This window comes from Streptomyces roseus (assembly GCF_001044425.1).
Taxonomy (GTDB): Bacteria; Actinomycetota; Actinomycetes; order Streptomycetales; family Streptomycetaceae; genus Streptomyces; species Streptomyces roseus.
This window is the reverse complement of record NZ_LFML01000026.1, coordinates 1-24,242: the sequence shown is the minus strand read 5'-3', so window position 1 is coordinate 24,242 and position 24,242 is coordinate 1. Positions and strand designations below refer to the sequence as shown.

The following is a 24,242-nucleotide window of genomic DNA, read 5'->3' as shown; positions in this document are numbered from 1 at the left end:
CGGCGCCGGAGCCGGCGCCCCGCCCGAAGCGTCGGCCCGCGAACCGGACCGGGCCGTTCGCGCGGCCACGGCCCGGCTCTCGGCCGGAGCCTCGACGGGCGCCGGAATCACGGCCGCGGCCACCGGCTGGGCCGGGTCCGGCGCCGGGGTCCCGTCGGCCGCGGCCACCGCCGCGCGCTCCGGCGCCGGCTCCGACTCCGGCTTCTGCTCTGACTCCGGACCCTGCTCCGACCCGCTCCCGGGCCCGTTCGGGAGCGTGCTCACGGGCAGGTCGCCGGAGGGCGGCGGGCCGGCCTCCGGACGGGGTCGGAGGGCCGGGGCGCACAGGTCGCCCGTGGCCCGGACCGCCGCGGCCTGCGGGGGCGCCGGCGGAACGCGGAAGGTGCCCGTCGTCGAGGTGGTGCTCGTGGGGTACATCGTTGCCTCCGTCATGCGAACAGCCGGCGCCAGGTTTCCGGGCCCGGGTAGCCGTCGGCCTCGGCCCCGCGCCAGCCCTGGGCGCGCTGGAAGGCCTCGACACTGCGACGGTCGGCCTCGCTCCAGCGGGGCCCCGGACCGGACGGGTAGTTCTTGCCGAAGCCCTTCTTCACCAGTTGGCGGCCGAGGGCGGTGATGAACGGGTTCGAGGACCCGGGGCGGAACACCGACGGCCCCGGATAGCCCGGCACCCCGGGCTGCCTGCCGGCCGTCCCGGAAGCGGCGCCCGGCACCCCGACACGTCCCGGCTTCGCCGGGATCCCCGGCTTGCCCGGCAGCCCGGGCTTGCCCTGCTGTCCCGGCTTCGCCGGAACCCCCGGCCTGCCCGGCAGCCCCGGTCTCGGCGGAGATCCCGGGGCGCCCTCCGCCGTGGGACGGATGTCGTTGCCCTTGTGTTCGACCAGCAGCTGCCAGGTGTGCGTACCCGGGATGCCGTCGGCGTCGGCGCCCGTCCAGCCCTGCGCGCTCTGGAAGGCCTGCGTGGCCAGCCGGTCCGCGTCGCTCCACGCGGTGTTCGCGCCCTTGGGGTAGAAGCGCCGCCCGCCCCGCTCGATCAGCATCCGGCCCAGCTGCGCGACGTGTTCGTTGTTCGCGCCCGGCCCGAACTGCGTGGCCCCGGGGAAGGCCGTCGGCACCGCCGGCTTCGGGTCGGTCGCCGCCGGGTCCTCGGCGAGGCCGCTCGTCACCCCGTTGAAGCGGTACGGGACGTACTTCGTCGCGTTGTTCCAGTACCCGTACGGCGTCGCCCCCTTCCGCGTGTTCGGACGGGTCTGCTCGTACGCGACGTAGTGCGTGCGCGTCTCGTCCACCCACCCCCCGAAGAGCACCACGTGCGAGCCGTTCGTCGGGTCCGAGGGGTTGTGGAAGAGCAGCATGTCCCCCGGCAGCAGCTGCTCTTTGGTGATCTTGGTGGCGAATTTGTCGAGGCTGCCGGTCCACTCGTTCGTACCAAGGTTCCAGGCCATCGAGACGTAGCCGGAGCAGTCCTGCCGGTAGCCGTCGGACCAGTACGTGGACATGCTGTACGGGACCTTCGCGTCCAGCCACACCTTGGCCCGCGTGATGATCGACGCCCGGTCGATCCGCTTGACGGCCGACGGCGCCCCCGGCGCACCCGCCGGCCTCGCCACGGCCGGGCGTCCGTGCAGCGGGGACCGGCCGCCCTGCGGGGAGCCGCCGGGGGTGTCGAGCGAGACCGGCCCCGGGCCGGGGACGGGGCCGGCCGCCGCCAGCGCCGCCGACCCGCCTCCGCCCAGGACCACGCCCGCCGCGGTGGCCAGTACCAGCGCCCGGCGGACCCCGCGGGCGGCCGGGTGGCCGCCGTCCCGGAGCGGTATGGCCCGCGCGCGGGCGAGGGCGCGCCGGCGCTGCGCGCAGCCCAGGCATACGCAGTCGCCGGGGGGCTCGTACTCCTCGAAGACGGCCATCGGCATCGGCATCGCTGCCGGCATCGTCGGTGCAGGCATCTGCACATGCATCGGAGGCTGGATCGTCATGCGGTTCCGTCCACTCCCCTGCTCGTCGCTGATCAGGCGGGCCCTGGATCTGTCGGGGCATCAGATTCGGCTCGGCCCAGACATATCGTGCACGATAAACCCCCCAAACATGGGTTAATCGGACAAGGCGGGCGCGGCTGGTCACGAGCACCACTGGAGGTGGGGTAGAGTTTTCTCTGTCAGCAGGCGCCGCTAGCTCAGTTGGTTAGAGCAGCTGACTCTTAATCAGCGGGTCCGGGGTTCGAGTCCCTGGCGGCGCACAGACGAGGAGAAGCCCCCCGCAGCGAAAGCTGCGGGGGGTTTCTTCGTCGTGCCGCTCACATCCGACCGCATCCGGCCGGACCGGCCCGTATCCACCGCGTCCGGTTCACGCCGGCGTGCCGGGACGGGTCCCTCCCGTCAGGTAGGCCGACACGACCACGTTCGCCGTGTACTCCTTGGCCACCTTGTCGTAGGTACCCCCGCAGGTCACCAGCCGCAGCTCCGCCCGGCCCTTGATCCGCTGGCCGTACGCCCGGTGCGCGTCGAAGCGCGCCCGCTCGTAGACCCGTACGTCCTCGATCGTGAACTCGGCGACCGAGCCGTCCGTCCGGACCACCCGCACCGTGCCGCCCGGCTTGGCCGAGCTCAGCCCGTAGAACACCGCCGGCTTCGACGCCGTGTCCACGTGTCCGACCAGCAGTGCGGCCCCGGCCTCGCCCGGCTTGACCCCGCCGCCCCACCAGCCCACCGTGCCGGGGCTCTCGTACGGCGGCGGCTCGATCGCGCCCTGCGCGTCGAGGCCCCGCGAGATCACCGGCGCCCGGATGCCCATCGCCGGTACGTCAACCCGCGCGGGCACCGAAGCCGCCAGCGGGGCGCGCGCCGCGGGCAGCCCCGGGACCGGGAGCGCCGAACCGCCGGCCAGCCCCGACGGGCTCGGCGGGACGCCGGTGATCTCGCGGCCCCACAGCCACAGGCCGAGCACCAGAACGGACCACGCGGCGAAGGTCAGCAGCCGCCCGCCGCCCGAGGACCTCGGCTCCCCCGAGTCCGTCACCGCGGCGCCCTCACTCGCCGCTGCGGCGCCGGCGCAGGGTCAGCGCCCGGAAGGCGACGGCCAGGGTGGCCGTGGCGGCGAGCACGGCGCCGATCACGGTCTGCGGGAGGCCGGGGCCCTCGCCGCCGTGGCTCTCCTTCGTTGCCGCGGCCTGGTCCTGTGCCCGGGACGCGGCCTCGTCGCGGGCCGCCTGCGCCGCCCGTACCGCCCGGTCCGTCGCCGCGAGCTCGGCGGACATCCCGCCGCCGCCCGCATGGACGGGCCAGACGGGCGTCCGCTGCGGGTCCGGCCGCTCGCGTTCCTTCTCGTGGTCCTTCTCGCGCTCCTTCTCGCGGTCCTTCTCGCGGTCGTCGCGGCGGCGGACCACCTCGACGGTGCCGCGGATCCGGTCCTCGCCCCCGTCGCACTTCACCTGGATGGGGTGCCAGCCGGGCTGGGCGTGCGAGCTGATCATCGCGTCACCCCAGAGCGACTTGTCCCCGTCCCGGCCGGAGGACAGGTGGACCTCCGAGACGAACACGGCGGACTTGGCGCTCGCCCATCTGTCCTCACAGCCGTGGACGCGCAGCTTGACCTGCGCCCCCGGTTCGGCCTGGCGCGGATCGACCGAGACGCTGCCGCCTTTCTCCTCGCCCGCCGCCAGGGCGGCGGGGGCGGACACGGCGGTGAGCGCCGTCAGGGCGACGGCCGCCCCGGTGACACGGAGAGCGATCAGAGCACTGCGCATGGTGAACCTCCTCATCAATGAGGTTCACGCGCCCGGCGGCGCTCCGCATCCGGAGCGCCGCGCGCTTGACCCGTTCGGATCAGACGAGATCGACCAGATCGGCGATCGAGTCGACGATCTTGGTCGGCCGGTACGGGAACTTCTCGGTGTCCTCGGAGGAGGTCAGTCCGGTCAGCACGAGGAAGGTCTGCATCCCGGCTTCCAGCCCGGCCAGGACGTCGGTGTCCATGCGGTCGCCGATCATCGCGCTGCTCTCGGAGTGCGCGCCGATGGCGTTCAGGCCGGTCCGCATCATCAGCGGGTTGGGCTTGCCGGCGAAGTACGGCTGCTTGCCGGTCGCCTTGGTGATCAGTGCGGCGACGGCGCCGGTGGCGGGCAGCGGGCCCTCGGTGGAGGGGCCGGTCTCGTCGGGGTTGGTGCAGATGAAGCGGGCGCCCGCGTTGATCAGGCGGACCGCCTTCGTCATCGCCTCGAAGCTGTAGGTGCGGGTCTCGCCGAGGACCACGTAGTCGGGCTCGTGGTCGGTCAGGATGTAGCCGATGTCGTGCAGGGCGGTGGTCAGACCCGCCTCGCCGATGACGTACGCGGTGCCGCCCGGGCGCTGGTCGTCGAGGAACTTCGCGGTGGCGAGCGCCGAGGTCCAGATGTTCTCGACGGGGACGTGGAGGCCCATGCGGGAGAGGCGGGCCTGGAGGTCGCGCGGGGTGTAGATGGAGTTGTTGGTCAGGACCAGGAAGGGCTTGCCGGAGTCGCGCAGCCGCTTGATGAAGGCATCGGCACCCGGGATCGGGGTTCCCTCGTGGATGAGGACCCCGTCCATGTCGGTGAGCCAGGATTCGATCGGCTTGCGCTCTGCCACGGGACTGTTCTCCGCTCTCGGTGGCCGTATCTCTGACCTGCGACCGCTGACCTTTGGCCTGTGGTCTCTACCACCCTATCGGGGCCGGGCCGCGGACGACGAGGGCGTCCACGGCCCGGACCCCTGCCCGGCGTGCGTCGATCAGCCGAGCTTGACGTCGTCGACGGTCCAGTACCAGTTGTTGGTGCCGGCGTAGCGGAAGCGGACCTGGACGTCGGTGGCTCCGGCCGGGACCTGGAGGGCCAGGGACTCCGTCTTGGCGACGGCGTCGGCGGTGTAGCTCTTGACGAGGGCCGGTGTGCCGCCGTTGTAGGAGACCAGGACCTGGGCGCTCTGGCCGGCCTCGTGGCGGTAGTGGGTCCGGAAGGTCAGGTTCTTCACCGTGCCGCCCGTCACCGCCCACGTGGGGGTGACGAGGGTGGAGTCGTACGAGCCGGTGTGGGCCTTGTCGTCCCACTCGTCGGAGTCGGCGACGGCGAACACGTCGCGGGAGCGGACGTTCAGCTCGCGCCACTGGTCGCGCTGGGACTGACTCCAGAACTCGTCGGTCGCGAACGCCCAGCCGGCCCATTCGGTGACACCGCCGGTGCCCATCTTGGAGTTGTCGATGGACCAGCCGGCCGGCGGGGTGTGCGTGAAGCCCTTCACGCCCGCCGGGATGCCCGTCTCGTCCACGCGGCCCTGGAGATTGGGGCGCAGGGTGTCGAAGGGGTCGTTGTCGCCGGGGGCGTTCAGCGGGATGCCGTCGATCGCCGAGCCGGGGTCCACGCCGACCTGTGCCATCGCGGTGGCGGCCACGTCGACGAGCTTGACGTCGGTGCGGACCGAACCGGCCGGGATGCCCGCGCCCCTGGCGATGACGAAGGTGCCGCGCTCCTGCGGGGTGGAGCCGCCGTGGCCGCCCGCGTCGGTGTGCCCGTGGTCGGTGGTGACCAGGATCTTCCAGTTCTCCTGGGCGTACGTGGGGCGGTTTCGGACGGCGGTGAGGAGCTGGCCGACCATCACGTCGACGCGGCCGATCGCGTCGAGGTACTGCCGGCTGGCGGCGCCGTACGCGTGCCCGGCGCCGTCGACCTGGCCGAAGTACACGAACGCGGCGTCCGGGTTCTGGCCCTGCAGCTCGGCGGAGGCCGCGGCGGCGATCTTGGGGTCCTCGGTGCCGTAGCCGTCGCGGTCGCCCTTGAGCGACAGGCGCTTGTCGACCTTGGCGGAGAAGACCGGGCCGCCCGCGTCGGTGGAGGTGAGGGGCTCCCAATCGGCGGCCGCGTAGGTGTTCAGCGACGGCTTGGCGTTCTCGATGCGGGTCAGGAAGTCGGGGTAGGCCGTGTAGTTCTTGCCGGTGAAGGTGTTGTCCTTCACGCCGTGCTTGTCGGGCCACACGCCGGTGGCGATGGTGGACCAGCCGGGGCCCGAGGAGGTGGCGGCCATCGGGTTCGCGTAGAGGGTGCTCCTCGCGGTCAGGCCCTGGGCCATCAGGCCTTGCAGGTTGGGCGCGTCGGCGGCCTTGACGCGGTCCAGGACCGTGCCGTCGATGCCGATGACGAGGACCTTGTCGGTGGTCGCGGTGGCCGTCTCGGCGGTGGCGGTGTGCGCGCCGAGGGCGGTGGCGAGCAGGGCCGTGGCGGTGGCGGTCACGGCGAGGGCGCGTCCGGACAGGACAGTGGGCACGTACTCCTCCGGGAGTAATCGTGGGGAAGGCGCGGTGGACGGGCGCGGGGTCCGGACCGAAGGTGCGGGCTTCGGTCCAGACCCGTTATGCAAGCGTCACTTTCCTGGTCGGGGGTGACCGGGAGGCGACCAATCAGCTTCCGGTGGCCGACTTCCACGCGTCGACGTAGGTCGCCAGGTTCTTGTCGATGTCCGACCAGTCCGGCTCGAAGATCTCGACGCCGGTCATCAGCTTGGTGAGCTCCACGGCGTTGGCGTCGGTCGGCTTGACGTCGGTGCGCGCGGGGAAGCCGCCGCCGACCTCGCTGACCAGCTTCTGGGCCTCCTCGCCGAGCATGAAGTCGAGGAGCTTCTTGCCGTTCTCGGTGTGCGGGGCCCTGTCCACCAGACCGGCCGCGTACGGCAGGGCGAAGGTGGTGGGCCTGCCGCCGTCCTTCGCCGGGAACCAGATGCCCAGGTTCGGCATGGACTTGGACTGCGCGAAGTTCATCTGGACGTCGCCGTTGGCGACGAGCAGCTCGCCCTTGTCGGTCTTCGGCGCCAGCTTGCTGGTGGAGGAGGACGGGCCGACGTTGTTGGCCTGGAGCTTCTTCAGGTACTCCAGCGCCGGCTCCTTGCCGCCGAAGTCGTGCATGGCCTTGACGAGGACGGCGGTGCCGTCGCCCGCGACGCCGGGGGTGGAGTACTGGAGCTTGCCCTTGTACTTGCCGTCCAGCAGCTCTTCCCAGGTCTTGGGCGCCTCGGTGAGCTCCTTCTTGTTGTGGACGAAGCCGAAGTAGTTGTTGACGACCGAGGTCCACTTGCCGTCGGCGGCCTTGTCGGCGCCGTTGACCTTGTCGGAGCCCTGCGGCTTGTAGGCCTGGAGGAGGCCCTTGCCGTCCGCCTGCTGGATGAACGGCGGGAGGGTGACGATCACGTCGGCCTGGGTGTTGGTCTTCTCGCGGACGGCGCGCTGCACCATCTCGCCCGAACCGCCCTCGACGTACTTGACCTCGATGCCGGTCTTCTTCGTGAACTCGGCGAAGACCTTGTCGTACCAGCCGTCGCCCTTCTCGCTCTTGAGGCCGTCGGCGCTGTACACGGTGACGATCTTTTCGCCGCCCTTGGAGTCGGCGGAGGTGCTCGCACCGCCGCAGGCGGTGAGGCCGGCGGCGAGGGCGAGGCTGCCGGTGACGGCGGCGGTGACGCGCGGGAGCATGCGGTGTGCGGACATGTGGAGGAACTTCCTTACGGGGGGAAGGGAGTCAGCGGTACGTGGCTCTGGTGCGGACGCGGGAGACGGCCAGGAGGACCAGCAGGGTGGTGGCCATCAGGACCACGGCGACGGCGGACCCTGCGAAGAGCGAACCGCGGTCGGTGGCCGTGAAGATCCGGACCGGGAGGGGCATCCAGTCCGGCGGGTAGAGCATCATCGTGGCGCTCAGCTCGCCCATGGACAGGGCGAAGCAGAGTCCGGCGGCCGCCGTCAGCGACGGCAGCAGGAGGGGGAGCTTGACCCGCCACAGCACGTACGCGGGACGGGCGCCCAGGGAGGCCGCCGCCTGTTCGTACGCGGGGTCGAGACGAACGATGGCGGCCGAAACCGACTGGTGGGCAAACGCCGTGACAAGAATCGTGTGCGCCAGGACCACGATTGAGCTGGTGCCGTTGAGCAGCACCGGCGGCTTGCTGAACGCGACCAGGACGGCGAGGCCCACGACCACGGAGGGCACGGCGACCGGCAGCATGAACAGGGCGTCCATGGACCGCTTCCCGCGCCGCTTCAGCCGCGCCGCGGCCAGCGCCGCCCAGGTGCCGGTGGTGAGCGCGAGCAGACTCGCGACGAGGGCGGTCACCAGCGAGGTGGTCAGCGCCCGCAGGGATTCGCCCCGCACGGCGGCGGCGTAGTTCTCCGTCGTCGGACCGGAGGGGAAGGCTCCCGACCAGTGGGTGGAGAACGACGCGGTCACCACGACGAGCAGGGGCAGGGCGAAGAGGGGCAGGAAGAGGAGGCCGAACAGGCACCAGGCGGCCCAGCGGCCGGTCTTGCTATGCACCAGCACGCTTGCTCACCACCCGGTAGAGGCCGAACAGGCCGACGGAGATCGCGATGTTGACGACGGCGACCACACAGGCGGCCGCGTAGTCCGACTCCAGGATCGCCTTGCCGTAGACGAGCATCGGGAGCGTGGTGACGTCCTTGGCCCCGGTGAACAGCACGATCCCGAACTCGTTGAGGCACATGACCAGGACGAGGCTGCCGCCGGCGGCGAGCGCCGGGAGGGACTCGGGGAGGATCACGCGCCGGACGATCCGGGCGGGCTTGGCGCCGAGCGAGGAGGCCACCTCCAACTGGGCGGTGTCCAGTTGGGAGAAGGCGGCGAGCAGCGGGCGCATCACGAACGGCGTGAAGTACGTGATCTCCGCGAGCAGCACGCCCCAGGGGGTGGTGAGGAAGTGGAAAGGCCCCTCGGTGCTGCCGCTCACACCGGTCCAGAGCCCGTTGGCCATGCCGACGGTGCCGTAGATGAACAGGAGGGCGAGGGTGATGAGGAAGGAGGGGAAGGAGAGGAAGACGTCGATGAACTTCGCGACGCCCTTGGCCCCGGGGAAGGGGACGAAGGCGATGATCAGCGCGAGTACGAAGCCGAGGACGAGGCAGCCGGCGGTGGCTCCGGCGGCCAGCCAGACCGTGGTCCCGAGCGCCTCGCGAAAGGAGTGCGAGCGGAAGACGGAGGCGTACGCGTCGAAGGCGCCGCCGCCGTTCTCGGGGCTGAAGGACTGCTGGACGACCAAGGCGAGCGGGTAGAGGAAGACCAGCGCGAGCGCGGCGACGGGCGGCAGGGACCACAGCCAGCCGGGCACTTCGCGCGGTGCGCGCGCACCGTGGGCCGCGGGGGCGCCCGCGGGCGCGCCCGGCGGACCGGGGGGTCCGCTCGGCGCGGAGCCCCGTACGCCCTGGCGCCCGGTCCGGCTCCGGTGCGGGAGGGTCGTGGCGACGGGTGCGGGGACCTCAGCCATCGGTGACCCCCGCCGACAGCAGGACCGCGTCCCGCGGCTCGAAGTGCAGGGTGACCTGGTCGCCCAGCGCCGGGGTCTCGCGCAGCTCCGGCAGGTCCGCCTTGATCCGGTGGCCCTCGACGTCCACGTACAGCCGGTGCGTGGAGCCGCGCCACTGGACCTCGGTGATCGTGCCGCTGAGCGCGTTGGGGCCGGCGCCGAGGCCGAGCAGGTGCGGCCGTACGCACAGGGTCGCTTCCGCGCCGGGGACGGCCCGTCCGCGGTCGAGCTCCAGGGGCCGCCCCGCGAAGGTCGCCCCGGACTCGGCGACGGTCACCGGGATCAGGTTCGCGTTGCCGACGAAGGAGGCGGTGAACTCGGTGCGCGGGGCCCGGTACAGCTCCTGCGGAGTGCCGCAGTCCTGGAGCCGGGCCTGGTCCATGACCGCGATCCGGTCGGCGAGCGTGAGCGCCTCCACCTGGTCGTGGGTGACGTAGAGGATCGACACGTCGGGCAGTTCGCGGTGCAGCCGGGCCAGTTCGGCGAGCATCCCGGAGCGCAGCTGCGCGTCGAGCGCGGACAGCGGCTCGTCGAGGAGGAGCACCCCGGGGCGGATCGCCAGCGCGCGGGCGATGGCGACGCGCTGCTGCTGCCCGCCGGAGAGCTCGCGCGGGTAGCGGTCGGCGTACGCCGCCATGCCGGTCATCTCCAGTGCCTCGGCGACGCGCCCGGGTATCTCGGCCTTGGGGGCCTTCTGCGCCTTGAGGCCGAAGGCCACGTTGTCCGCGACCCGCATGTGCGGGAAGAGCGCGTACTGCTGGACGACCATGCCGATGCCGCGCTTGTGCGGCGGGAGCGCGGTGACGTCCCGGCCGCCGATCAGCACGCGCCCCGCGGCCGGCCGCACGAAGCCGGCGACCGCGCGCAGCGCCGTGGTCTTGCCCGAGCCGGAGGGGCCGAGCAGCGCCATGACCTCGCCGGGCTCGACGGTCAGGTCGAGGCGGTCCAGGACGGTGTGGGCGCCGTAGGCGACGCTGACCCCCTCGAAGCGGATGCCGCTCACGCCGACTCCGGCAGGAGGGAGGGCAGGTCGGCGATCGACTCGATGACGTGGGTCGCGCCGTGCCCGGTCAGTGTCGCGCGGTCGTGGGCGCCAGTCAGGACGCCCGCCACGGTCCCGGCGCCGGAGCGGCGCCCGCAGAGCATGTCGTACGCGGTGTCGCCCGCGACCACGACGTCGCGCACGTCGTCGGCGGCTCCGGTGCGCAGGAAGGCGGCGAGCACCATGTCCGGGTGGGGGCGGCCGCGGCCGCCCGCGTCGGCGGGGCAGAGGGTGAGGTCGGCCAGGCCCTGCCAGCCGAGGGCGTCGAGGATGGCGTCCTGGGTGACGCGGGCGAAGCCGGTGGTGAGGACGACGGTGCGGCCGTCGGCGCGGAGCTTCTCGATGGTCCGACGGGCGCCGGGGACGGGGGCGATGAGCCCGCCGTCGACCAGCTCTCCGTACGCGTCCTCGAAGGCGGAGTTGGCGCGCTGGGCCATCTCCTCGGTGCCGAAGAGGTGGCGGAAGACGGAGATCTTCGACTCGCCCATGGTGTCGCGGACGTACTGGAGCTTGGCCTCGTGTTCGGCGGTTCCCGGCTCGACGCCGATGCGCTCGGCGGCGAGCTCGAAGGCGCGCTCGACGAGGCCGCCGTCGGCGACGGTGGTGCCGGCCATGTCGAGGACGATCAGCGCGCCGGACCCGTTGCGGGGGGTGGGGCCCGGGTCGCTCACCTTGCTCGGATTGCTCACGTTGCTCATGTTCCTTACCAGCCCAGTTCGTTCGCGGTGGTCTCGGCTATGGCGGGCGAGCAGGTCATCCCGCGGCCGCCGGGTCCCGTCACCAGCCACACGCCGTCGGCCACCTGCTGGCGGTGGACGACGCGGGTGGTGTCGGTGCATTGCGCGTACACGCCCGCCCAGCGGTGCCGGATCTTCGGCAGCGGGCGGCCCAGGAAGGATTCGACGACTCCGGCGAGGTGCTCGTACGGGTCTTCGAGGGTGTCGAACGCGAAGGGGTGCTCGTACTCGTGGGTGTCGCCGATGGTCAGTCCGCCGTCGCGGCGCTGCACCATCAGCAGCTGCATCCTGTGCGCGGCCGCGACCGGGGCCTGCGCCTGCTCGGCGTTGAGGAGGTCGAGGGCCCCGCTCTTGTAGGCGGGGTAGTAGCGGAAGCTGTCGGCGTCCGCGACGGAGGTGGTGAGCGCCTCGCCGAGCGGGGCGGTCTGCATCATCTGGAGCCGGACGCGGCGCACGGGCAGGTCGGGGACCAGCTCGCGGACCATGCCGGACAGCCAGGCGCCGGTGGCGAGGACGACGGCGTCGCCCCGGTGGACGTCACCGTGGTCGTCGCGGACGGCGCCGTCGCCGACGACCTCGCGCACCTCCCGTCCGGGCAGGAAGGTGTAGCGGCCGCTCGCCCCGAGGGCCTCGCGCAGGTGGAGCTGGGCGGTGCGCGGCTCGACGGCCGCGTCCCGCTCGCACCACAGGGCGGCCTCGAAGGCGCCCCGCAGGGCGGGGTTGATCTCCCGCGCCCGCGCGGCGGTGACCAGTTCGTAGCCCCGGGCGGCGGCGTCGGGGCGGGCGGCGGCCGCCTCGGCGACCGCGTACTCGCGGGCGTTGCGGACCGGGGTGAGGGAGCCGATCGCGCGGAAGCCCAGGCCGGGCACCTGCGCGCCGATGCGCTCCCAGAGCTCGCGGGCCCGCAGGGCGGTGTCGAGCTCCTCGCCCCCGGCCCGTCCACTGACCCAGATCTGGCCGAAATTGCGCAGCGACGCGCCCCGGGCCTCCGCCTCTCGCTCGATCTGGACGACCTCGTGGCCGCGTTCGACTGCTTGCCAGGCGTGCATGGTGCCGACCACGCCGCCTCCGACGACTATGACTCTCACGGGCCCCACGGTGGCCGCGCGCCGTGGACCGGGAAGGTCGCGGCGGCAACGGGACGGTGAACAGCCCTCGACTCTTGGACTAGACCCGTTACCTCACCGTGACCCATGTACGTCCCTTTTCACCGCCTTGCACCGATCCGCGCGGCGCTACTGCGGCCGCAGGTGGGTCGTGAAGCTGAACCGGTCCCCACGGTAGAGCGAACGCACGCGTTCCAGCGGACGCCCCTCCCGGTCCCGCGAGAAGCGGTGGATGAGCAGCATCGGGAGGGCCGGCGGGGTGCCGATCAGGAGGGCCTCGCGGGGGGTGGCGAGGACGGTCTCCAGCTTCTCGTCGGCGTCCCCGAAGGAGATCCCGAGCCGGTCGAGGAGGTATCCGTAGAAGGAGGAGTCGGGCTGGAACTCGCTGTCGAGGCGGGGCGCCCGCGCCACCCGGACGTACGTGCTCTCCAGGCCGACGCGCTCGTCGTCGGCGAGCAGGATGCGCTCCAGGTGCCAGACGGGCTCGCCGGGCACGGCGCCGATGCCGGGGGCCAGCTCGGGCGGGCAGGGGAACTGCTCCAGGCCGATGAGGTTGCGGCCGGGGCGCCGGCCCTGGCGGCGTACGCCCTCCGTGTAGCTGGCGAGGGAGAGGGGCTGTTCCAGCTTCGGGCCTGCGACGACGGTGCCGCGGCCCGAGCGGCGGAGCCGGCCTTCCAGCAGCAGCTCGCGCAGGGCCTGGCGCACGGTCTCGCGCGACACTTCGTACCGCTCGGCGAGATCCCGCTCGGTGGGCAGCAGGCCGCCCTCGCCGAGGTCGTCGAGAAGGTCCGCGATGAGGGCCTTGACGGCGTAGTACTTGGGGATGCGCCCGTGCTCCGGGATGCCGGAACGGACGGGCGAGCCGGGGCGGTGGGGCAGGTTCTGTTCTTCCACCCTGGGACTGTACGCGCGCCGGGTGTACGGAGATCAGCGCGCCGGAGTACCAGGAGTGCGGGGGGTGTCGGCGGCGGGCGGACCGCCGCGGGCGCGCAGGCGGCGGGCGGCCAGCAGGAGCCCCGCGCCGGCGGCGAGCGAGGCGGCACCGCCGATGCCGTAGAGCCGGTTGCGGGGGCCGGTGTCGGCGAGGGAACCGGCCTCGCCGCGCTCGCCCTCCGGTCCCTCGATGGAGAACCGGTAGCCGCCGGCCTCGCCGACCCAGTCGCCGTCGTCGGCCTTGCGCTGCACGAGCGCGGCGTCGGCGAGGACCTCGCCGGCGGGGGTGCCGGGGGCGAAGGCCAGGCTGACCTTGACGGTCAGGGAGCCGCCGGCCCGGACCGCGAAGCCGGAGAAGGCCTCGCCCCCGTCGAAGACGGCGATGACCTCGTCGCGGTCGCTGCGCTCCAGGGTGACGGGGAAGGTGGCGCCGGGAGCCTGGAACTCCATCCGGAAGTGGGCGGGGAGCAGGGCGTGGGCCTTGTCCGTGAACACCACGACGGGGTGGATGGCGGTGCATTCGGAGTTCGTGGTGTTGGTGAGGTCCAGGTACCAGGTCTGCGGCCCGCCGCCGGTGCGGTACACCGCCGGTCCGCCGCGGATCCGCGCGCCGATGGGGAAGGCGCTGCTCTTCCCGTCGCCGCAGGTGGCCTCGATCCGGGACGGCAGTGCGGGCGCGGGGCGGGCGCCGCCGCCGTTGCCGACGTCGGCGCTCGCGGGCGGTGCGCAGAGCGCGACGGCGGCGAGGGCGGGGAGGGCGGGGACGGCACAGAGGGCAAGGGCTTTGCGCAGTCGCATGGAAGACCTTCGCTTCGCTGCTCGCCGGACGGGGTGGGGGTGGACGGCGGACGGGCGGCCGGGGCGGCCGGCCGGTTCAGATCGTCGGACGAGGCGACAATCACCCCGGCCTCCCGGCACCCTGCCACGCCCCGGGACCCCCCTCCCCCCGCCACGCCTGCCGGCTCCCGCCTTACGCCTGATCGGATCAGCCGAGGACGAGGGGCAGCCGCGCGCCGAGGATCCCGAGTCCGGCCTGTTCGGCGGGGGTCGGCGCCCGGCGTCCGGTGCCCACGAGGAGGGCGTCCCGGTCGGTGAACGACGCGGGGAAGGCGGAGCCCGCGATCTGTTCGAGCAGCGCGCGGGAGCGGGCCAGGCCCTCCGGGGGCGGCGGGGGCGCGTCGGGAAGACGGGCGATCAGGTCCAGGTGGTGGAGGGTCCATTCGAGGACGTACGCGGTGAGGTAGTCGGCGACGGTGAGGACCTTGTCCTGGGTGCGCACGCGCAGGGCGGGGTCGGCGAGCTCCGCGGCGCGCCCTGCGGCGGAGCCGACGTCGTCGAGGTGGAACCTGAGCAGCCCCGGGTCCCCGTACGCGGCGGCCAGCCGCACGACGAGCGCGTCGAGCGGATCCTCACCAGCCGGTTCGCGACCGGCGACCTCCCAGTAGGTCGCGGCGTCGGCGGTCACCTGCCCCTCGGCGGGGGTGACGAGCGTGATCAGGACGTCCTGGGCGTCGATGACGAGGTGGCAGACCAGATCCCGGACGAGCCACCCCCGACACCCGCTGTCCCGCTCGAAGTCCGCATCCGCGACGCCGTCGACGGCCTCCAGCAAGGCCTGCCAAGAACGCGAAAAGAGCTCCATACGGGCAACGTAGCCCCCGCCGGCCCCATCCGGCCGCGCCGGGGGTGCCCCGCGCAGCCGACTCGGGGCCCCCGGATACGGCGCGGCCCGGCGGAGCCCTCAGCCCACGCGGCCGAAGAGCGGGGCCAGGGCCAGCTCCGCCGCCCCCTCGGCGACACCGTCCTCGGACGCGGCGACCTCCGGAACCGGGCCGCCCAGGGTACGGGCCTCCAGGACGCGGCGGACGCCCGTCGTGAAGACCTCCGGTGCGGAGCCCACCACCCGTCCCCCCAGCCACACCCGGTCCACGTCCAGGAGCGCGACCACGTTCGCGGCGCCCTCGCCCAGGATCCGCGCCGCCTCCCGCAGGTCCCCGCGGGCGACCGCGCCCAGGCAGAGCACCTCCGCGCAGCCGCGGCCTCCGCAGCGGCAGGGCGGACCGTCAAGCATCAGGACCTGGTGCCCGAACTCCCCCGCCGCGGAACGTTCCCCGCGGAAGACCTCGCCCCGCAGCCGCAGGCCGGCCCCCAGGCCGGTGCCGAGGTGCAGGTACAGGGAGTTTCCGGCGGCCCGGCGGCCGGGGACCGCGACCCCCGCGTTGGTGTCCTTGTCCAGCAGGACCGGCGGGGCGTCGGGACCGAGCCGGTCCGCCACCGCCTGCCGCAGCGGGAAGCCTTCCCACTCGGGGTACCCCGTCACCCGGCCCAGTACGCCCGCCCGCCAGTCGAGCGGTCCCGGCGCGGCGACACCCACGCCCAGCAGGGACCCGGCGCCCGCGTTCCCGCAGAGCCGGTCCACGGCCCGTGCGACCTCGTCCGCGACGGCGTCCGGTCCTGCTGCGAAGTCCAGCGGGCCGTGGAACCGCTCGACGACCGTGCCCAGCATGTCCACCCGTACCGCCCGCAGTTCGTCGCGGTCGGCGTGCACCCCGACGGCGTGCCGGGCGCCGGCGGCCAGCTGGAGCAGCGTCCGCGGCTTGCCCCCGGTGGACGCGCCGCGCCCGGCGTCGGCGACGAGCCCCTCCGCGCGCAGCCGCCCCGTGATCTTGCTGACGGCCTGCGGGGTGAGGCGCGTGAGGGCGGCGAGTTCGGTGCGGCCCAGGCCCTCGAAACCCGCCTCGCGGAGCAGGGCGAGTACGAGCGCGTCGTTGTGGCCCCGCAGCGCGGGTAGGTTCGCGCCGCTCCCATGACTTCCGCTACGCCAGTCCACCTCACCATTGTCCACCCTCCTTGCACTTAAGCAACAGTGTTGCCAAAGTGGATGCATGAACGCCTCCCCCTCCGCCTCCCCTTCCGCCGCCCCGACCCGGTCGAACCCCACGCGGTCGAACTCCCCGCTCCGCGTCGGCCTCATCGGCTACGGACTCGCGGGCTCCGTCTTCCACGCTCCGCTCGTCACGGCCACCGACGGGCTCGTCCTCGACACGATCGTCACCTCCGACCCGGGCCGGCAGGCCCAGGCGCGCGAGGCGTACCCGGACGTCCGGATCGTCGACACCGCGCAGGAACTCTGGGACCTCACCCCGGCCCTGGACCTGGTCGTCATCGCCTCCCCCAACAAGACCCACGTCCCGCTCGCGACGGCCGCGCTGCACGCCGGCGTCCCGGTCGTCGTGGACAAGCCGCTGGCCGCCACCGCCGCCGAGGCCCGGGAGCTGGCCGACCTCGCCGACAAGACCGGCACCTTCCTGTCGGTGTTCCAGAACCGCCGCTGGGACAACGACTTCCTGACGCTGCGCCGCCTCATCGCCGACGGCGAGCTCGGCGAGATCCAGCGCTTCGAGTCCCGTTTCGAGCGCTGGCGCCCGCAGCTCAAGGGCGGCTGGCGCGAGTCCGGCGCGCCGGAGGAGATCGGCGGCCTGCTGTACGACCTCGGCAGCCACGTCGTCGACCAGGCACTGGTGCTGTTCGGGCCGGCCGTGCGCGTCTACGCGGAGGCCGACGTGCGCCGCCCCGGCGCCGAGGCGGACGACGACACCTTCATCGCGCTCACGCACGCGAACGGGGTCCGCTCCCACTTCCACGTCAGCGCGACCACCGCGCAGCTCGGTCCGCGCTTCCGCGTCCTGGGCTCGCGCGCGGGCTACGTCAAGTACGGGCTCGACCCCCAGGAGGCAGCCCTGCGCGAGGGGCAGCGGCCGGGCGCCGGGGACACCCCGTGGGGCGAGGAGCCCGAGCACCTGTGGGGGCGGGTGGGCTCCGGCGAGTCCCCGCTGACTGGTGGCGGAGCCCCGGTGCCGACCGTTCGGGGGGACTACCCGGCGTACTACGCGGCGGTGGCGGCGGCGCTGCGCGAGGGCGGCCCGGCGCCGGTCACCGCGCACGAGGCGGCGCGATGCCTGGCGGTGCTGGAGGCGGCGCGGATCTCCTCCCGGGACGGGGTGACCGTGGAGCTGGATGCGGCCGCGTCCTGACCGCACCGGTTGCGCCGGCCGGGGCGGCCGCGGCCGCGCCGGCTCGGGCAGCGCCGGCTCGGGCAGCGCCGGCGGGGTGGCCGCCCGGGCGTGCGGCCGCCCGGGTGGCCCTCGTCCGCGTCCGGTCCGGCCCTACGCGCTCTTGAACTCCTGGCGCTGGCGGCCGAGGCCGTCGATCTCCAGCTCTACGACGTCACCGGCGCGCAGGTACGGCTTCGGCTCCGGCCGGCCCATGGCCACGCCCGCCGGGGTGCCGGTGACGATGACGTCGCCGGGGTGGAGCGTCATGAACTGGCTCAGGTACCGCACGACCTCGCCGACCGGGAAGATCTGGTCGGCGGTGTTGCCGTCCTGCTTGAGCTCTCCGTTGACCCAGAGCTTCACGTCCAGGGCCTGCGGGTCCGCGACCTCGTCGGCGGTGAGCAGCCAGGGGCCGAGCGGGGTGAACGTCTCGCAGTTCTTGCCCTTGTCCCAGGTGCCGCCGCGCTCGATCTGGAACTCGCGCTCCGATACGTCGTTGACCAGGGTGTACCCACCCACGTGGGCCAGGCCCTCCGCGGCGGAGGACAGGTAGCGGGCGGTGCTGCCGATGACAACGCCGAGCTCGGCCTCCCAGTCGGTCTTCACGCTGCCGCGCGGGATCAGCACGGTGTCGTCCGGGCCGACCACGGTGTCCGCGGCCTTGAGGAAGAGGATGGGCTCCGCCGGCGGCTCCGCGCCGATCTCGGCGGCGTGCCCGAAGTAGTTCAGCCCGATGCCCACGATCTTGCCGATCCGGCCGACCGGCGCGCCGGTCCGCAGGCCTTCCGCGTCCAGGACGGGAAGCTCGCCGGACGCCGCCGCGTCCCGTACCCGGGAGAGCACGGAGTCGTCGGCGAGCAGGGCGCCGTCCACATCCGTGATCAGGCCGGACAGGTCCCGCAGGGTCCCGTCCTGGTCGAGCAGCGCGGGGCGCTCGGCCCCGACCGGTCCGACACGCAGCAGCTTCATGGGCATTCTCCCGTGGTCGTGGGTGGTCGGCCCATGGGCGAGCCCTGGGCCTGCCGATGGGTTGCGGCCATCGGAGAATTGGCTGATCCTCCAAGATGCCCGGCCAATCCGCAAGACCCTGTTCACAGACTGGAACGCCGGCGGTGCTGGAGCCAGGCCCGTTCCGCCACGGAACACGCGGTGGTGGTCACCAGGTACAGCCCCGCCGCCAGTGGCACCAGCGCCGCGGTGATCAGCGTCCCGAACGACAGCAGCGGCAGTACGCCGCCCAGCTTGCGCAGCGCCTCCTGCTGCTCGGCGCTCACCTGGGCGGCGGCGGCCGGGACGGGCGCTTCGGCCGCGGCCCGCCGCCCCCGTACGGCACTCCAGGCGGCGACCGCCGCGATGGCCGCGAACAGCCCCAGGAACACCAGCCCCTGCGCCCCGAGGAGACCGCCCGCCCCGAGGGCGTCGGCCCACTTCGCCCCGAGCGGCGCGGCGAACAGCCGGTGGTCGAGCAGCTCGCCTGAGGTGAAGGCCCGGTACATGAGGAAGAACACCGGGAGCTGGAGCAGCACGGGCAGCAGGCCGGCCACCGGGGTCGCACCGCGGAGGGCGGCCCTGTTCAGCGGATGCAGGGCGAGCCGTACGAGCACGGTGAACAGCACGATCGCGGCGGCGGTCGCGGACTCGGCGAGCACGGGCTCCAGAAGCCGGCTCAGCTCTCCAACAAGATGGGTGAAAACGGACACGCGGACCCTCCGGGGGGTCTCGTCAACGTCGAAAGAGGTGCTTTTCGGCGCGACGACCACGAGGGGCACGACGACGAACAGAAGGGATGAGGGTGAAGAGGTGCCCCTACGCGGCCGTCAGGACGAGACGACCGGGCGCCCTGGGCCGAGACCGGCCCGAGGCATCGGGATCGCGCTGCGGCAGGAACGCCGTGCGCTGCTCGCGATCGCGTATCGCGGTGCGTATGCGGTGGGGCGGCACGGGCCGTACGAGCCGGGCGGCCAGGGCGGCGGCGCCCACGGCGACGGTGGCGGCGAGGGCGACGACCACGGCGCCCAGCCCGCCCTCCCCCGCGAACAGCCCGAGGAGTCCGACGACCCCGGCGAACAGGAGCAGGGCCATCAGCAGCCGCCCACGACCGATACGCGCCATTGCCGAGCCCCCTCCCGAGATCAGTTCCGCACTCACCACAACCAAGAACGCGCTCTACTTCTTCAAGGTTCCCCAGACCACCAGCCGATATCGGGAGGTGTACTCGGGCGTGCAGGTGGTGAGCGTGATGTACGCGCCGGGTTCGTCGTACCCGTACTCAGGCCGGACCGTACTGCGCGGCACCGGCGCGATCACCCCGGCGTCCCGCTCGCTGGTCTCCGCCAGCGTCCTGCCCACGACGTAGGTGTACCGCCGCCCCCGTACGTCGACGATCAGCTCGTCCCCGGCCCGCAGGCGGTTGATGTACCGGAACGGCTCGCCGTGGGTGTTGCGGTGCCCGGCGAGGGCGAAGTTCCCCTGCGCCCCGGGCTGCGCGGTGCCCGGGTAGTGCCCCGCGTACCCCTTGTCCAGCACGGTCCGCTTGTCGACGCCCTGCGCGACGGGCACGACGACCCCGAGCCGCGGGATCCGCAGGACCCCGTACGCGGACTCCTTCGCGGGCGCCGGCGTCCGGGAGGCGGAACCGGGAGCCGCCCCGGAAGGCAGCGGCTCCGCAGAGGCACCGACACCGTCACCGGCACCCGCACCGGCATCGGGACCGACCCCCGCACCGGCCCCGGCACCGGCCTCGGCATCCGGCTCGGGACCGGCAGGGGCGGTCCATCGCCTCTCCAGCTCCCGGACCTCCTCATGGGCGCCGGCGAGGGCCTGCCGATTGGTCCACCACACCAGGTGCACCACCAGCAGCAACACCACCACGCCCACGGTGACGGCCAGTTCGGCGGCGCCCCACAGCACCCCGGCGAGACCGGCCCGCCGCCCGCGCCGGCCGCCCCGCTGCACCACCACACGCATGTGATCCCGCACGGGCCGCACCATAAGACCTCCCCCGGCAACAGACCAGGGCAGTACGGTGTGAACCATGCGCCCTGACACGCCTGCCGAGCACATCGCCGAAGCCGAGCGCCTCATCCGCACGGCGACCCGTTACCCCGAGGACCAGGAGCCCCTGCTCCTCCAGGCCGCGGCCCACCTCGAACTGGGCGACGCCCGGGACCGCGCCAGCGCGCTGTACGACCAACTCCTCGCCTCCTCACCCGCCGATCCGTACCTGATCAAGGCGCTCCAGGCGGCGAACCTGTGGGAGTACGGCCACGAGGCGGAGGCCCGCGCCCTCATCCAGGGCATCCGCGCGGCGGCGCCCGCGGATCCGGCGCCCTGGGAGGTCATCGCGGAAACCCTGGAGACGCACGACGAGTTGACCGCCTCGGAGGAGTGCTTCACCGAGGCCGCCACCCTCCTCATCGCGGAGAACGCGCCGCTGACCCAGGCCACCACGGCCCTCCTGACGGGCCGGCACCGCGTCCGCCGCCTCCTGGGACTGCCGCACGACGAGTGGGACATGGTCGCCGACACCCGCCACATCGGCCCGATCCCGCTGGACGAGCTGCACGACCCGAAGCGCATCTGGGCCCTCGGCTCCGACGACCCGGCCGAGCTGCGCGCCGAGATCGCCCGCCTCCGCGCGGAACTGGGCGACCGCCGCGCCGCCCTCTCCCGCCCGTTCCCGGTGGCGATCCTGCACTGGCCCGCCCGCGAACTGGCCGAGCTCCTCACCTCGTACCCGACCCTGGCGGCGGAGTACCCCTCGCACGCGGCGCACCTCGCGCACATCGAGTCCTCGCTGCGCGCCCTGGCGGCCTCGGGCACGACGAACCTCGGCATCGTGACGGCGAGCGTCCCCTCGTACGAAGCCTTCGCGGCATCGGAGAAGACCTCCCCGGCCTCCCCCTCACTCCTCCCGGAGTACGCCACGACCCTGGCGGCCCGAGGCAAAGCCACCCCCTGGCCCCCCACCCCCAACACCCCCTGCTGGTGCACCTCGGGCAAGCCCTACGCGGAGTGCCACGGCTCCACCCTCTGATCGCGAACGGGGCGCTGCCCCGACGGGTTGCCGGGCGCGCTCAAGGCACGGTGACAACCGACCCGATCGTCTTGGCGGCGGCCACCCGGCGGCGCGCTCGGACGATGGCGTCCACGCGCGCCGCCGCCGCGTCCACCGTCTCGTGTTCCCAGACGCGGACCGCCAGCCAGCCGCACTCGGCGAGTCGGCGGTCCGTGTCCCGGTCGCGGGCGCGGTTCCCCTCGATCTTCGCGCGCCAGAACTCCGCGTTGCGGCGGGGCCATGTCGCGTGCTCCGGGCATCCGTGCCAGAAACAGCCGTCCACGAAGACCGCCACGCGCGCCGGGCCGAAGATGATGTCGGCCTCACGGCGCACCCCCTTCACCGGACGGCGGTGCACTCGGTAGCGCAGCCCCGCAGCGTGCAGGGCGCTGCGCAGGGCCATCTCGATGCCGGTGTTCCTGCTCTTCTGCCTGCTCATGCGCGCGCGTACTGCGGGAGTGCTCTCCAGGGGGTCCACCCCCTCATTGTCACGCCACGGGCAGTTCCAACTGGACGTGGCCTCGGGCTTGGGCCGTGGGTGGGGTGCGGCGGGGCGTCGTGAGGGTGAGGAGGGTGCGGAGGGCTGCCGTCACCTCCTCTGGGGTGTCGCGGATCATCGACGGGGTCGCGCTGACCACCAGGATGCCGTGGGACTCCAGGCGCAGGCGGCGGTGGAGGGTGGCCTGCCAGGCGTCGCGCGTGTAGTGGTACTCCGCCGAGTCGATCTCCAGGGCCACGCCCTCGTCCGGCCAGTACGCGTCCGGGCTCGCCAGGAAGGCGCCGTCCGGGGTGTACAGGCGGGCATTCCACAGCGGGGTCGGGAGGTCCGTCGCCGTCAGGGTGTCCCGGGCCAGGGCCTCGGCGATCGAGCGGACCCCGACGACGAGTTCCGACGCGGCGGCGCGGATCTCCGGGCGGGTCAGGAGCCGGGCGGCGCGGAGCTCGGCGTGCAGGTCCTGCGGGTGGCACCAGCCGGCCTGGACCACGTGGGCCAGCGTCGAGCGGATCCGCGCCGGGTCGCCGGCCCGGGAGGCGAAGTCCGCCGCCGCGCGCACGGGCCGGGTGCACGGGATGCCGGACACCGCGATGGTGCGCGGCCAGCGCGCTGTGGCCAGTGGGCGGACCTGCGGGGTGCCGGCGAGCCGGCGCGGGGCGCGGATCAGGACGTCGGCCGGGGTGTGCGGGGCGTCGCGGATGCCGAGGAGCGCCAGGGCGGCGCCGCCGGTGAGGGCGGCCGTGGCTCCGGAGAGCGGATCCGCGTCGGGCTCGGCGGCGTACAGGACGGTGGCGAGGGCGCGTTGGCGGTGGTCCGGTGGGCCGGTCTGGAGGAGGTAGACCCGGGGCAGCAAGCGTTGCCAGGGGCCGCCCGGGCGGGTGCGGGAGGTGATCGTGCCCTCGGGGATCCCGGAGGCGGCGAGCTGGTGGCGGGTGGCCAGGTTGAGCTGCCGGCGCGCCGTCTGCGCCGCCGCCCGGTTCGGTTCCCGGTGCGCCGGCCGCCGCTTGGGCGCCTGCCCGTATCCCTGCCCCCGCTGCTGCTCGTGCTCGTGCTGCTGCGTCGTCGTCCGACGTGTGGTGATCATGCGGGCGATATGCCCTGTCCCGGGGCGCCGACACCCCGTCCGGGGAGCCCGTCAGCGGCCCGGGTGGTCCGGGGAGAGGAAGACGATCACGCCCGTCCGGGTGTCCGTGCGGGGCGCGACCTCGTGCCACCCGAGGCGGCGGTACGTGGCCACGGTGTCGGTGGCCAGCCGGGAGGTCAGCAGCCAGGCCCGACCGTCCGGGGCGTCGGCCGTGATCTCGGTGAGCAGGGCCCGGCCGGTGCCGCGGCCGCGCGCGTACGGGCGTACGGCGAGCTCGTCTATCTCCAGCGCCCCCGTCAGCAGTTCCCGTACCCGCGCCGGGCCGAGCTGGGCCGCGACCTGGGCGTAACCGCGGTCCTTGGGGAAGGCCGCGGGGGTGATCCAGCCCGTCGCGAAGCCGTCGATGCCGGCCGCGGACTGGGCGAGGGCCGTACGGAAACCTCGGCGCCGGCTGTCGGCCTGGAGGCGGACCGAGAACTGCCGAATGGTTTCTGCATCCTCGTTCCACGGTGGGGCGGAGAAGACGTCGGCATAGGCGTCGACCAGTTCGTCCGCGAGGTCGAGGACGGCCTGTCCGTAGCAGATCACGATGTCCGAGCTCCTCATTCTTCTTCCCGTTTTCCCCTTTGGGGAGGGAGAGACAATTTATGCCGGTCGGGTTCCGGAAGGCACGTATCGCACGGATCCGGCGAGTGTGCGACAAATCCCCTCTCCCGCTTCCGTGTCGGCGACCGCCGCGCCGCGTTGAGCAGCCCGTGGACAGACTGATTCGGGCGGCCGGCCGGTGCGTGCTCGCCTTCCTGCTCGTCCTGGGCGTGGTGGCGCTGCTGCCGCGGGCCGTCAAGGACGCGGTACCGGACGGTGTGATCGGTGGAGCGGTGCTGGTGCTTGGGGCGCTGGGCGCGCGCCGGGTGGTCAGGCCTCCGCGTTAGCCCCGTGGGCCCATGGGCCCGAAGCCCCGAGGCCCCGAAGCCCCGAAGCCCCGTTAGCCTCGTGGTAATACCAGTGAGATCAGATGATGTGAAGGAGTTGGGCATGGCGCGCGTACCGAGTTCCGCAGTGGCGGCCGCCGGACTGGTCGGCGGGTACGCCGTCGCCCGGTGGACCAAGAAGCGCCCCCTGGGCGGCGTCGTGCTCGGCGCCGCCGGGCTGGCCGCGGGACGCGAATGGCACCGCCGCGGCGGCACCCCCGCGGCGGCCGGGCTGGGAGCCCTGTACCTCGCCGGCTTCGCGGGCGCGCACCCGCTGGCCAAGAAGGTCGGGGCCTGGCCGGCCGTCCTCGGTGCCGCGGCCGTCGTGGCGACCGCCTCCTGGGTCGTCGCCGACCGCGCCTGAGCAGCCGTACGGGAAGAGGAACCCATGACCGAGCACGCGCACACCCACACTCACACGCAGCACCACCCGGCGGCCGGGCCGCCGGCGGGAGA

At 73.4% G+C, this 24,242-nt stretch carries 26 protein-coding genes, 1 tRNA gene and 1 pseudogene; 5 read left to right on the top strand and 23 right to left on the bottom strand.

Annotation, left to right across the window (positions count from 1 at the left end; translation table 11 throughout):
* A pseudogene (locus ACS04_RS06910) lies at positions 1–417 on the bottom strand (hypothetical protein); the annotation flags it as partial.
* Positions 418–428: 11 nt separating this feature from the next.
* Complete coding sequence (locus tag ACS04_RS38855; protein ID WP_048475635.1) at positions 429–1,910, bottom strand: peptidoglycan-binding protein; 1,482 nt, start codon at positions 1,908–1,910, stop codon at positions 429–431.
* 249 nt (positions 1,911–2,159) lie between these two features.
* Here ACS04_RS38855 and ACS04_RS06900 point away from each other — a divergent pair.
* Positions 2,160–2,233, top strand: a tRNA-Lys gene (locus ACS04_RS06900).
* A 107-nt stretch (positions 2,234–2,340) separates the two neighbouring features.
* Here the strand turns inward: ACS04_RS06900 and ACS04_RS06895 are convergent.
* The 14 genes from ACS04_RS06895 to ACS04_RS06830 all read right to left on the bottom strand — a co-directional run bounded on the left by ACS04_RS06895 (position 2,341) and on the right by ACS04_RS06830 (position 15,953).
* The gene (locus ACS04_RS06895; protein ID WP_048475627.1) at positions 2,341–3,012 is read right to left on the bottom strand and encodes a class F sortase; all 672 of its coding nucleotides are present in this window, start codon (positions 3,010–3,012) and stop codon (positions 2,341–2,343) included.
* 10 nt (positions 3,013–3,022) lie between these two features.
* Complete coding sequence (locus ACS04_RS35235) at positions 3,023–3,739, bottom strand: hypothetical protein (protein ID WP_053080718.1); 717 nt, start codon at positions 3,737–3,739, stop codon at positions 3,023–3,025.
* Positions 3,740–3,818: 79 nt separating this feature from the next.
* Positions 3,819–4,598 carry an HAD-IIA family hydrolase gene (locus tag ACS04_RS06885; RefSeq protein ID WP_048475626.1) on the bottom strand — a complete coding sequence of 260 codons (780 nt, stop codon included), beginning with the start codon at positions 4,596–4,598 and terminating at the stop codon, positions 3,819–3,821.
* Positions 4,599–4,739: 141 nt separating this feature from the next.
* Positions 4,740–6,266 carry an alkaline phosphatase family protein gene (locus ACS04_RS06880; RefSeq protein ID WP_048475625.1) on the bottom strand — a complete coding sequence of 509 codons (1,527 nt, stop codon included), beginning with the start codon at positions 6,264–6,266 and terminating at the stop codon, positions 4,740–4,742.
* A gap of 133 nt (positions 6,267–6,399) precedes the next feature.
* Positions 6,400–7,479: a 2-aminoethylphosphonate ABC transporter substrate-binding protein gene (locus tag ACS04_RS06875; RefSeq protein WP_078864503.1), complete on the bottom strand. Its 1,080-nt coding sequence runs from the start codon at positions 7,477–7,479 to the stop codon at positions 6,400–6,402.
* A gap of 31 nt (positions 7,480–7,510) precedes the next feature.
* Positions 7,511–8,308: an ABC transporter permease gene (locus ACS04_RS06870; RefSeq protein WP_048475624.1), complete on the bottom strand. Its 798-nt coding sequence runs from the start codon at positions 8,306–8,308 to the stop codon at positions 7,511–7,513.
* Positions 8,295–9,266: a 2-aminoethylphosphonate ABC transporter permease subunit gene (locus tag ACS04_RS06865; protein WP_078864501.1), complete on the bottom strand. Its 972-nt coding sequence runs from the start codon at positions 9,264–9,266 to the stop codon at positions 8,295–8,297. The genes ACS04_RS06870 and ACS04_RS06865 overlap by 14 nt, the downstream gene beginning before the upstream one ends.
* The gene (locus ACS04_RS06860) at positions 9,259–10,308 is read right to left on the bottom strand and encodes an ABC transporter ATP-binding protein (protein WP_048475622.1); all 1,050 of its coding nucleotides are present in this window, start codon (positions 10,306–10,308) and stop codon (positions 9,259–9,261) included. The genes ACS04_RS06865 and ACS04_RS06860 overlap by 8 nt, the downstream gene beginning before the upstream one ends.
* Positions 10,305–11,045, bottom strand: a complete 741-nt coding sequence (locus tag ACS04_RS06855; RefSeq protein WP_078864499.1) for a phosphonatase-like hydrolase — start codon at positions 11,043–11,045, stop codon at positions 10,305–10,307. The genes ACS04_RS06860 and ACS04_RS06855 overlap by 4 nt, the downstream gene beginning before the upstream one ends.
* Before the next feature lie 5 nt (positions 11,046–11,050).
* Positions 11,051–12,172, bottom strand: a complete 1,122-nt coding sequence (locus ACS04_RS06850) for a TIGR03364 family FAD-dependent oxidoreductase (RefSeq protein WP_048475621.1) — start codon at positions 12,170–12,172, stop codon at positions 11,051–11,053.
* A gap of 147 nt (positions 12,173–12,319) precedes the next feature.
* On the bottom strand, positions 12,320–13,084 hold the full coding sequence (locus ACS04_RS06845; RefSeq protein WP_048475620.1) for a GntR family transcriptional regulator: 765 nt from the start codon (positions 13,082–13,084) through the stop codon (positions 12,320–12,322).
* A 33-nt stretch (positions 13,085–13,117) separates the two neighbouring features.
* Complete coding sequence (locus ACS04_RS06840) at positions 13,118–13,921, bottom strand: hypothetical protein (protein ID WP_053080717.1); 804 nt, start codon at positions 13,919–13,921, stop codon at positions 13,118–13,120.
* Between the two features lie 187 nt (positions 13,922–14,108).
* A complete protein-coding gene (locus ACS04_RS06835) occupies positions 14,109–14,765 on the bottom strand; it encodes a maleylpyruvate isomerase N-terminal domain-containing protein (protein ID WP_048475619.1) in 657 nt (218 codons plus the stop codon).
* 99 nt (positions 14,766–14,864) lie between these two features.
* Positions 14,865–15,953: an ROK family transcriptional regulator gene (locus tag ACS04_RS06830; RefSeq protein WP_245236308.1), complete on the bottom strand. Its 1,089-nt coding sequence runs from the start codon at positions 15,951–15,953 to the stop codon at positions 14,865–14,867.
* Between the two features lie 55 nt (positions 15,954–16,008).
* Here ACS04_RS06830 and ACS04_RS06825 point away from each other — a divergent pair, with 55 nt between their 5' ends.
* A complete protein-coding gene (locus ACS04_RS06825) occupies positions 16,009–17,157 on the top strand; it encodes a Gfo/Idh/MocA family oxidoreductase (protein ID WP_048475617.1) in 1,149 nt (382 codons plus the stop codon).
* A gap of 132 nt (positions 17,158–17,289) precedes the next feature.
* Here ACS04_RS06825 and ACS04_RS06820 read toward each other — a convergent pair whose 3' ends face one another.
* From ACS04_RS06820 to ACS04_RS06805, 4 genes are all read right to left on the bottom strand, one after another.
* The gene (locus ACS04_RS06820) at positions 17,290–18,147 is read right to left on the bottom strand and encodes a fumarylacetoacetate hydrolase family protein (protein ID WP_048475616.1); all 858 of its coding nucleotides are present in this window, start codon (positions 18,145–18,147) and stop codon (positions 17,290–17,292) included.
* A 122-nt stretch (positions 18,148–18,269) separates the two neighbouring features.
* Positions 18,270–18,878 carry a YidC/Oxa1 family membrane protein insertase gene (locus ACS04_RS06815; RefSeq protein ID WP_048475615.1) on the bottom strand — a complete coding sequence of 203 codons (609 nt, stop codon included), beginning with the start codon at positions 18,876–18,878 and terminating at the stop codon, positions 18,270–18,272.
* A gap of 106 nt (positions 18,879–18,984) precedes the next feature.
* The gene (locus tag ACS04_RS06810) at positions 18,985–19,290 is read right to left on the bottom strand and encodes a DUF6412 domain-containing protein (protein ID WP_053080715.1); all 306 of its coding nucleotides are present in this window, start codon (positions 19,288–19,290) and stop codon (positions 18,985–18,987) included.
* Positions 19,291–19,344: 54 nt separating this feature from the next.
* Positions 19,345–20,145, bottom strand: a complete 801-nt coding sequence (locus ACS04_RS06805; RefSeq protein ID WP_048475629.1) for a class E sortase — start codon at positions 20,143–20,145, stop codon at positions 19,345–19,347.
* A gap of 67 nt (positions 20,146–20,212) precedes the next feature.
* Here ACS04_RS06805 and ACS04_RS06800 point away from each other — a divergent pair, with 67 nt between their 5' ends.
* The gene (locus ACS04_RS06800; protein WP_048475614.1) at positions 20,213–21,214 is read left to right on the top strand and encodes an SEC-C domain-containing protein; all 1,002 of its coding nucleotides are present in this window, start codon (positions 20,213–20,215) and stop codon (positions 21,212–21,214) included.
* Positions 21,215–21,254: 40 nt separating this feature from the next.
* Here the strand turns inward: ACS04_RS06800 and ACS04_RS06795 are convergent, their stop codons facing one another.
* The 3 genes from ACS04_RS06795 to ACS04_RS06785 are packed head-to-tail and all read right to left on the bottom strand — an operon-like array spanning position 21,255 to position 23,421.
* Positions 21,255–21,713 (bottom strand): very short patch repair endonuclease, encoded by a 459-nt coding sequence (locus ACS04_RS06795; protein WP_107438550.1) that lies wholly within the window; start codon positions 21,711–21,713, stop codon positions 21,255–21,257.
* Between the two features lie 10 nt (positions 21,714–21,723).
* Positions 21,724–22,815, bottom strand: coding sequence for a hypothetical protein (locus tag ACS04_RS06790; protein ID WP_048475612.1), 1,092 nt, complete (start codon positions 22,813–22,815; stop codon positions 21,724–21,726).
* Positions 22,816–22,866: 51 nt separating this feature from the next.
* Positions 22,867–23,421 carry a GNAT family N-acetyltransferase gene (locus ACS04_RS06785; RefSeq protein WP_048475611.1) on the bottom strand — a complete coding sequence of 185 codons (555 nt, stop codon included), beginning with the start codon at positions 23,419–23,421 and terminating at the stop codon, positions 22,867–22,869.
* A gap of 149 nt (positions 23,422–23,570) precedes the next feature.
* Here ACS04_RS06785 and ACS04_RS38105 point away from each other — a divergent pair, with 149 nt between their 5' ends.
* Complete coding sequence (locus ACS04_RS38105) at positions 23,571–23,747, top strand: hypothetical protein (RefSeq protein WP_158734353.1); 177 nt, start codon at positions 23,571–23,573, stop codon at positions 23,745–23,747.
* Between the two features lie 103 nt (positions 23,748–23,850).
* Positions 23,851–24,150 carry a hypothetical protein gene (locus tag ACS04_RS06780; protein WP_048475610.1) on the top strand — a complete coding sequence of 100 codons (300 nt, stop codon included), beginning with the start codon at positions 23,851–23,853 and terminating at the stop codon, positions 24,148–24,150.
* Positions 24,151–24,242 lie beyond the last annotated feature (92 nt).

Bases quoted from the DNA above. Each gene is read 5' to 3' on its own strand.
- ACS04_RS06810 (WP_053080715.1), bottom strand. From the start codon at position 19,290: ATGGCGCGTATCGGTCGTGGGCGGCTGCTGATGGCCCTGCTCCTGTTC.
- ACS04_RS06840 (WP_053080717.1), bottom strand. From the start codon at position 13,921: ATGCGACTGCGCAAAGCCCTTGCCCTCTGTGCCGTCCCCGCCCTCCCC.
- ACS04_RS38855 (WP_048475635.1), bottom strand. From the start codon at position 1,910: ATGCCGATGGCCGTCTTCGAGGAGTACGAGCCCCCCGGCGACTGCGTA.
- ACS04_RS06875 (WP_078864503.1), bottom strand. From the start codon at position 7,479: ATGTCCGCACACCGCATGCTCCCGCGCGTCACCGCCGCCGTCACCGGC.
- ACS04_RS06855 (WP_078864499.1), bottom strand. From the start codon at position 11,045: ATGAGCAACGTGAGCAATCCGAGCAAGGTGAGCGACCCGGGCCCCACC.
- ACS04_RS06780 (WP_048475610.1), top strand. From the start codon at position 23,851: ATGGCGCGCGTACCGAGTTCCGCAGTGGCGGCCGCCGGACTGGTCGGC.
- ACS04_RS35235 (WP_053080718.1), bottom strand. From the start codon at position 3,739: ATGCGCAGTGCTCTGATCGCTCTCCGTGTCACCGGGGCGGCCGTCGCC.
- ACS04_RS06800 (WP_048475614.1), top strand. From the start codon at position 20,213: ATGCGCCCTGACACGCCTGCCGAGCACATCGCCGAAGCCGAGCGCCTC.
- ACS04_RS06805 (WP_048475629.1), bottom strand. From the start codon at position 20,145: ATGCGTGTGGTGGTGCAGCGGGGCGGCCGGCGCGGGCGGCGGGCCGGT.
- ACS04_RS06865 (WP_078864501.1), bottom strand. From the start codon at position 9,266: ATGGCTGAGGTCCCCGCACCCGTCGCCACGACCCTCCCGCACCGGAGC.
- ACS04_RS06825 (WP_048475617.1), top strand. From the start codon at position 16,009: ATGAACGCCTCCCCCTCCGCCTCCCCTTCCGCCGCCCCGACCCGGTCG.
- ACS04_RS06835 (WP_048475619.1), bottom strand. From the start codon at position 14,765: ATGGAGCTCTTTTCGCGTTCTTGGCAGGCCTTGCTGGAGGCCGTCGAC.
- ACS04_RS06790 (WP_048475612.1), bottom strand. From the start codon at position 22,815: ATGATCACCACACGTCGGACGACGACGCAGCAGCACGAGCACGAGCAG.
- ACS04_RS06785 (WP_048475611.1), bottom strand. From the start codon at position 23,421: ATGAGGAGCTCGGACATCGTGATCTGCTACGGACAGGCCGTCCTCGAC.
- ACS04_RS06820 (WP_048475616.1), bottom strand. From the start codon at position 18,147: ATGAAGCTGCTGCGTGTCGGACCGGTCGGGGCCGAGCGCCCCGCGCTG.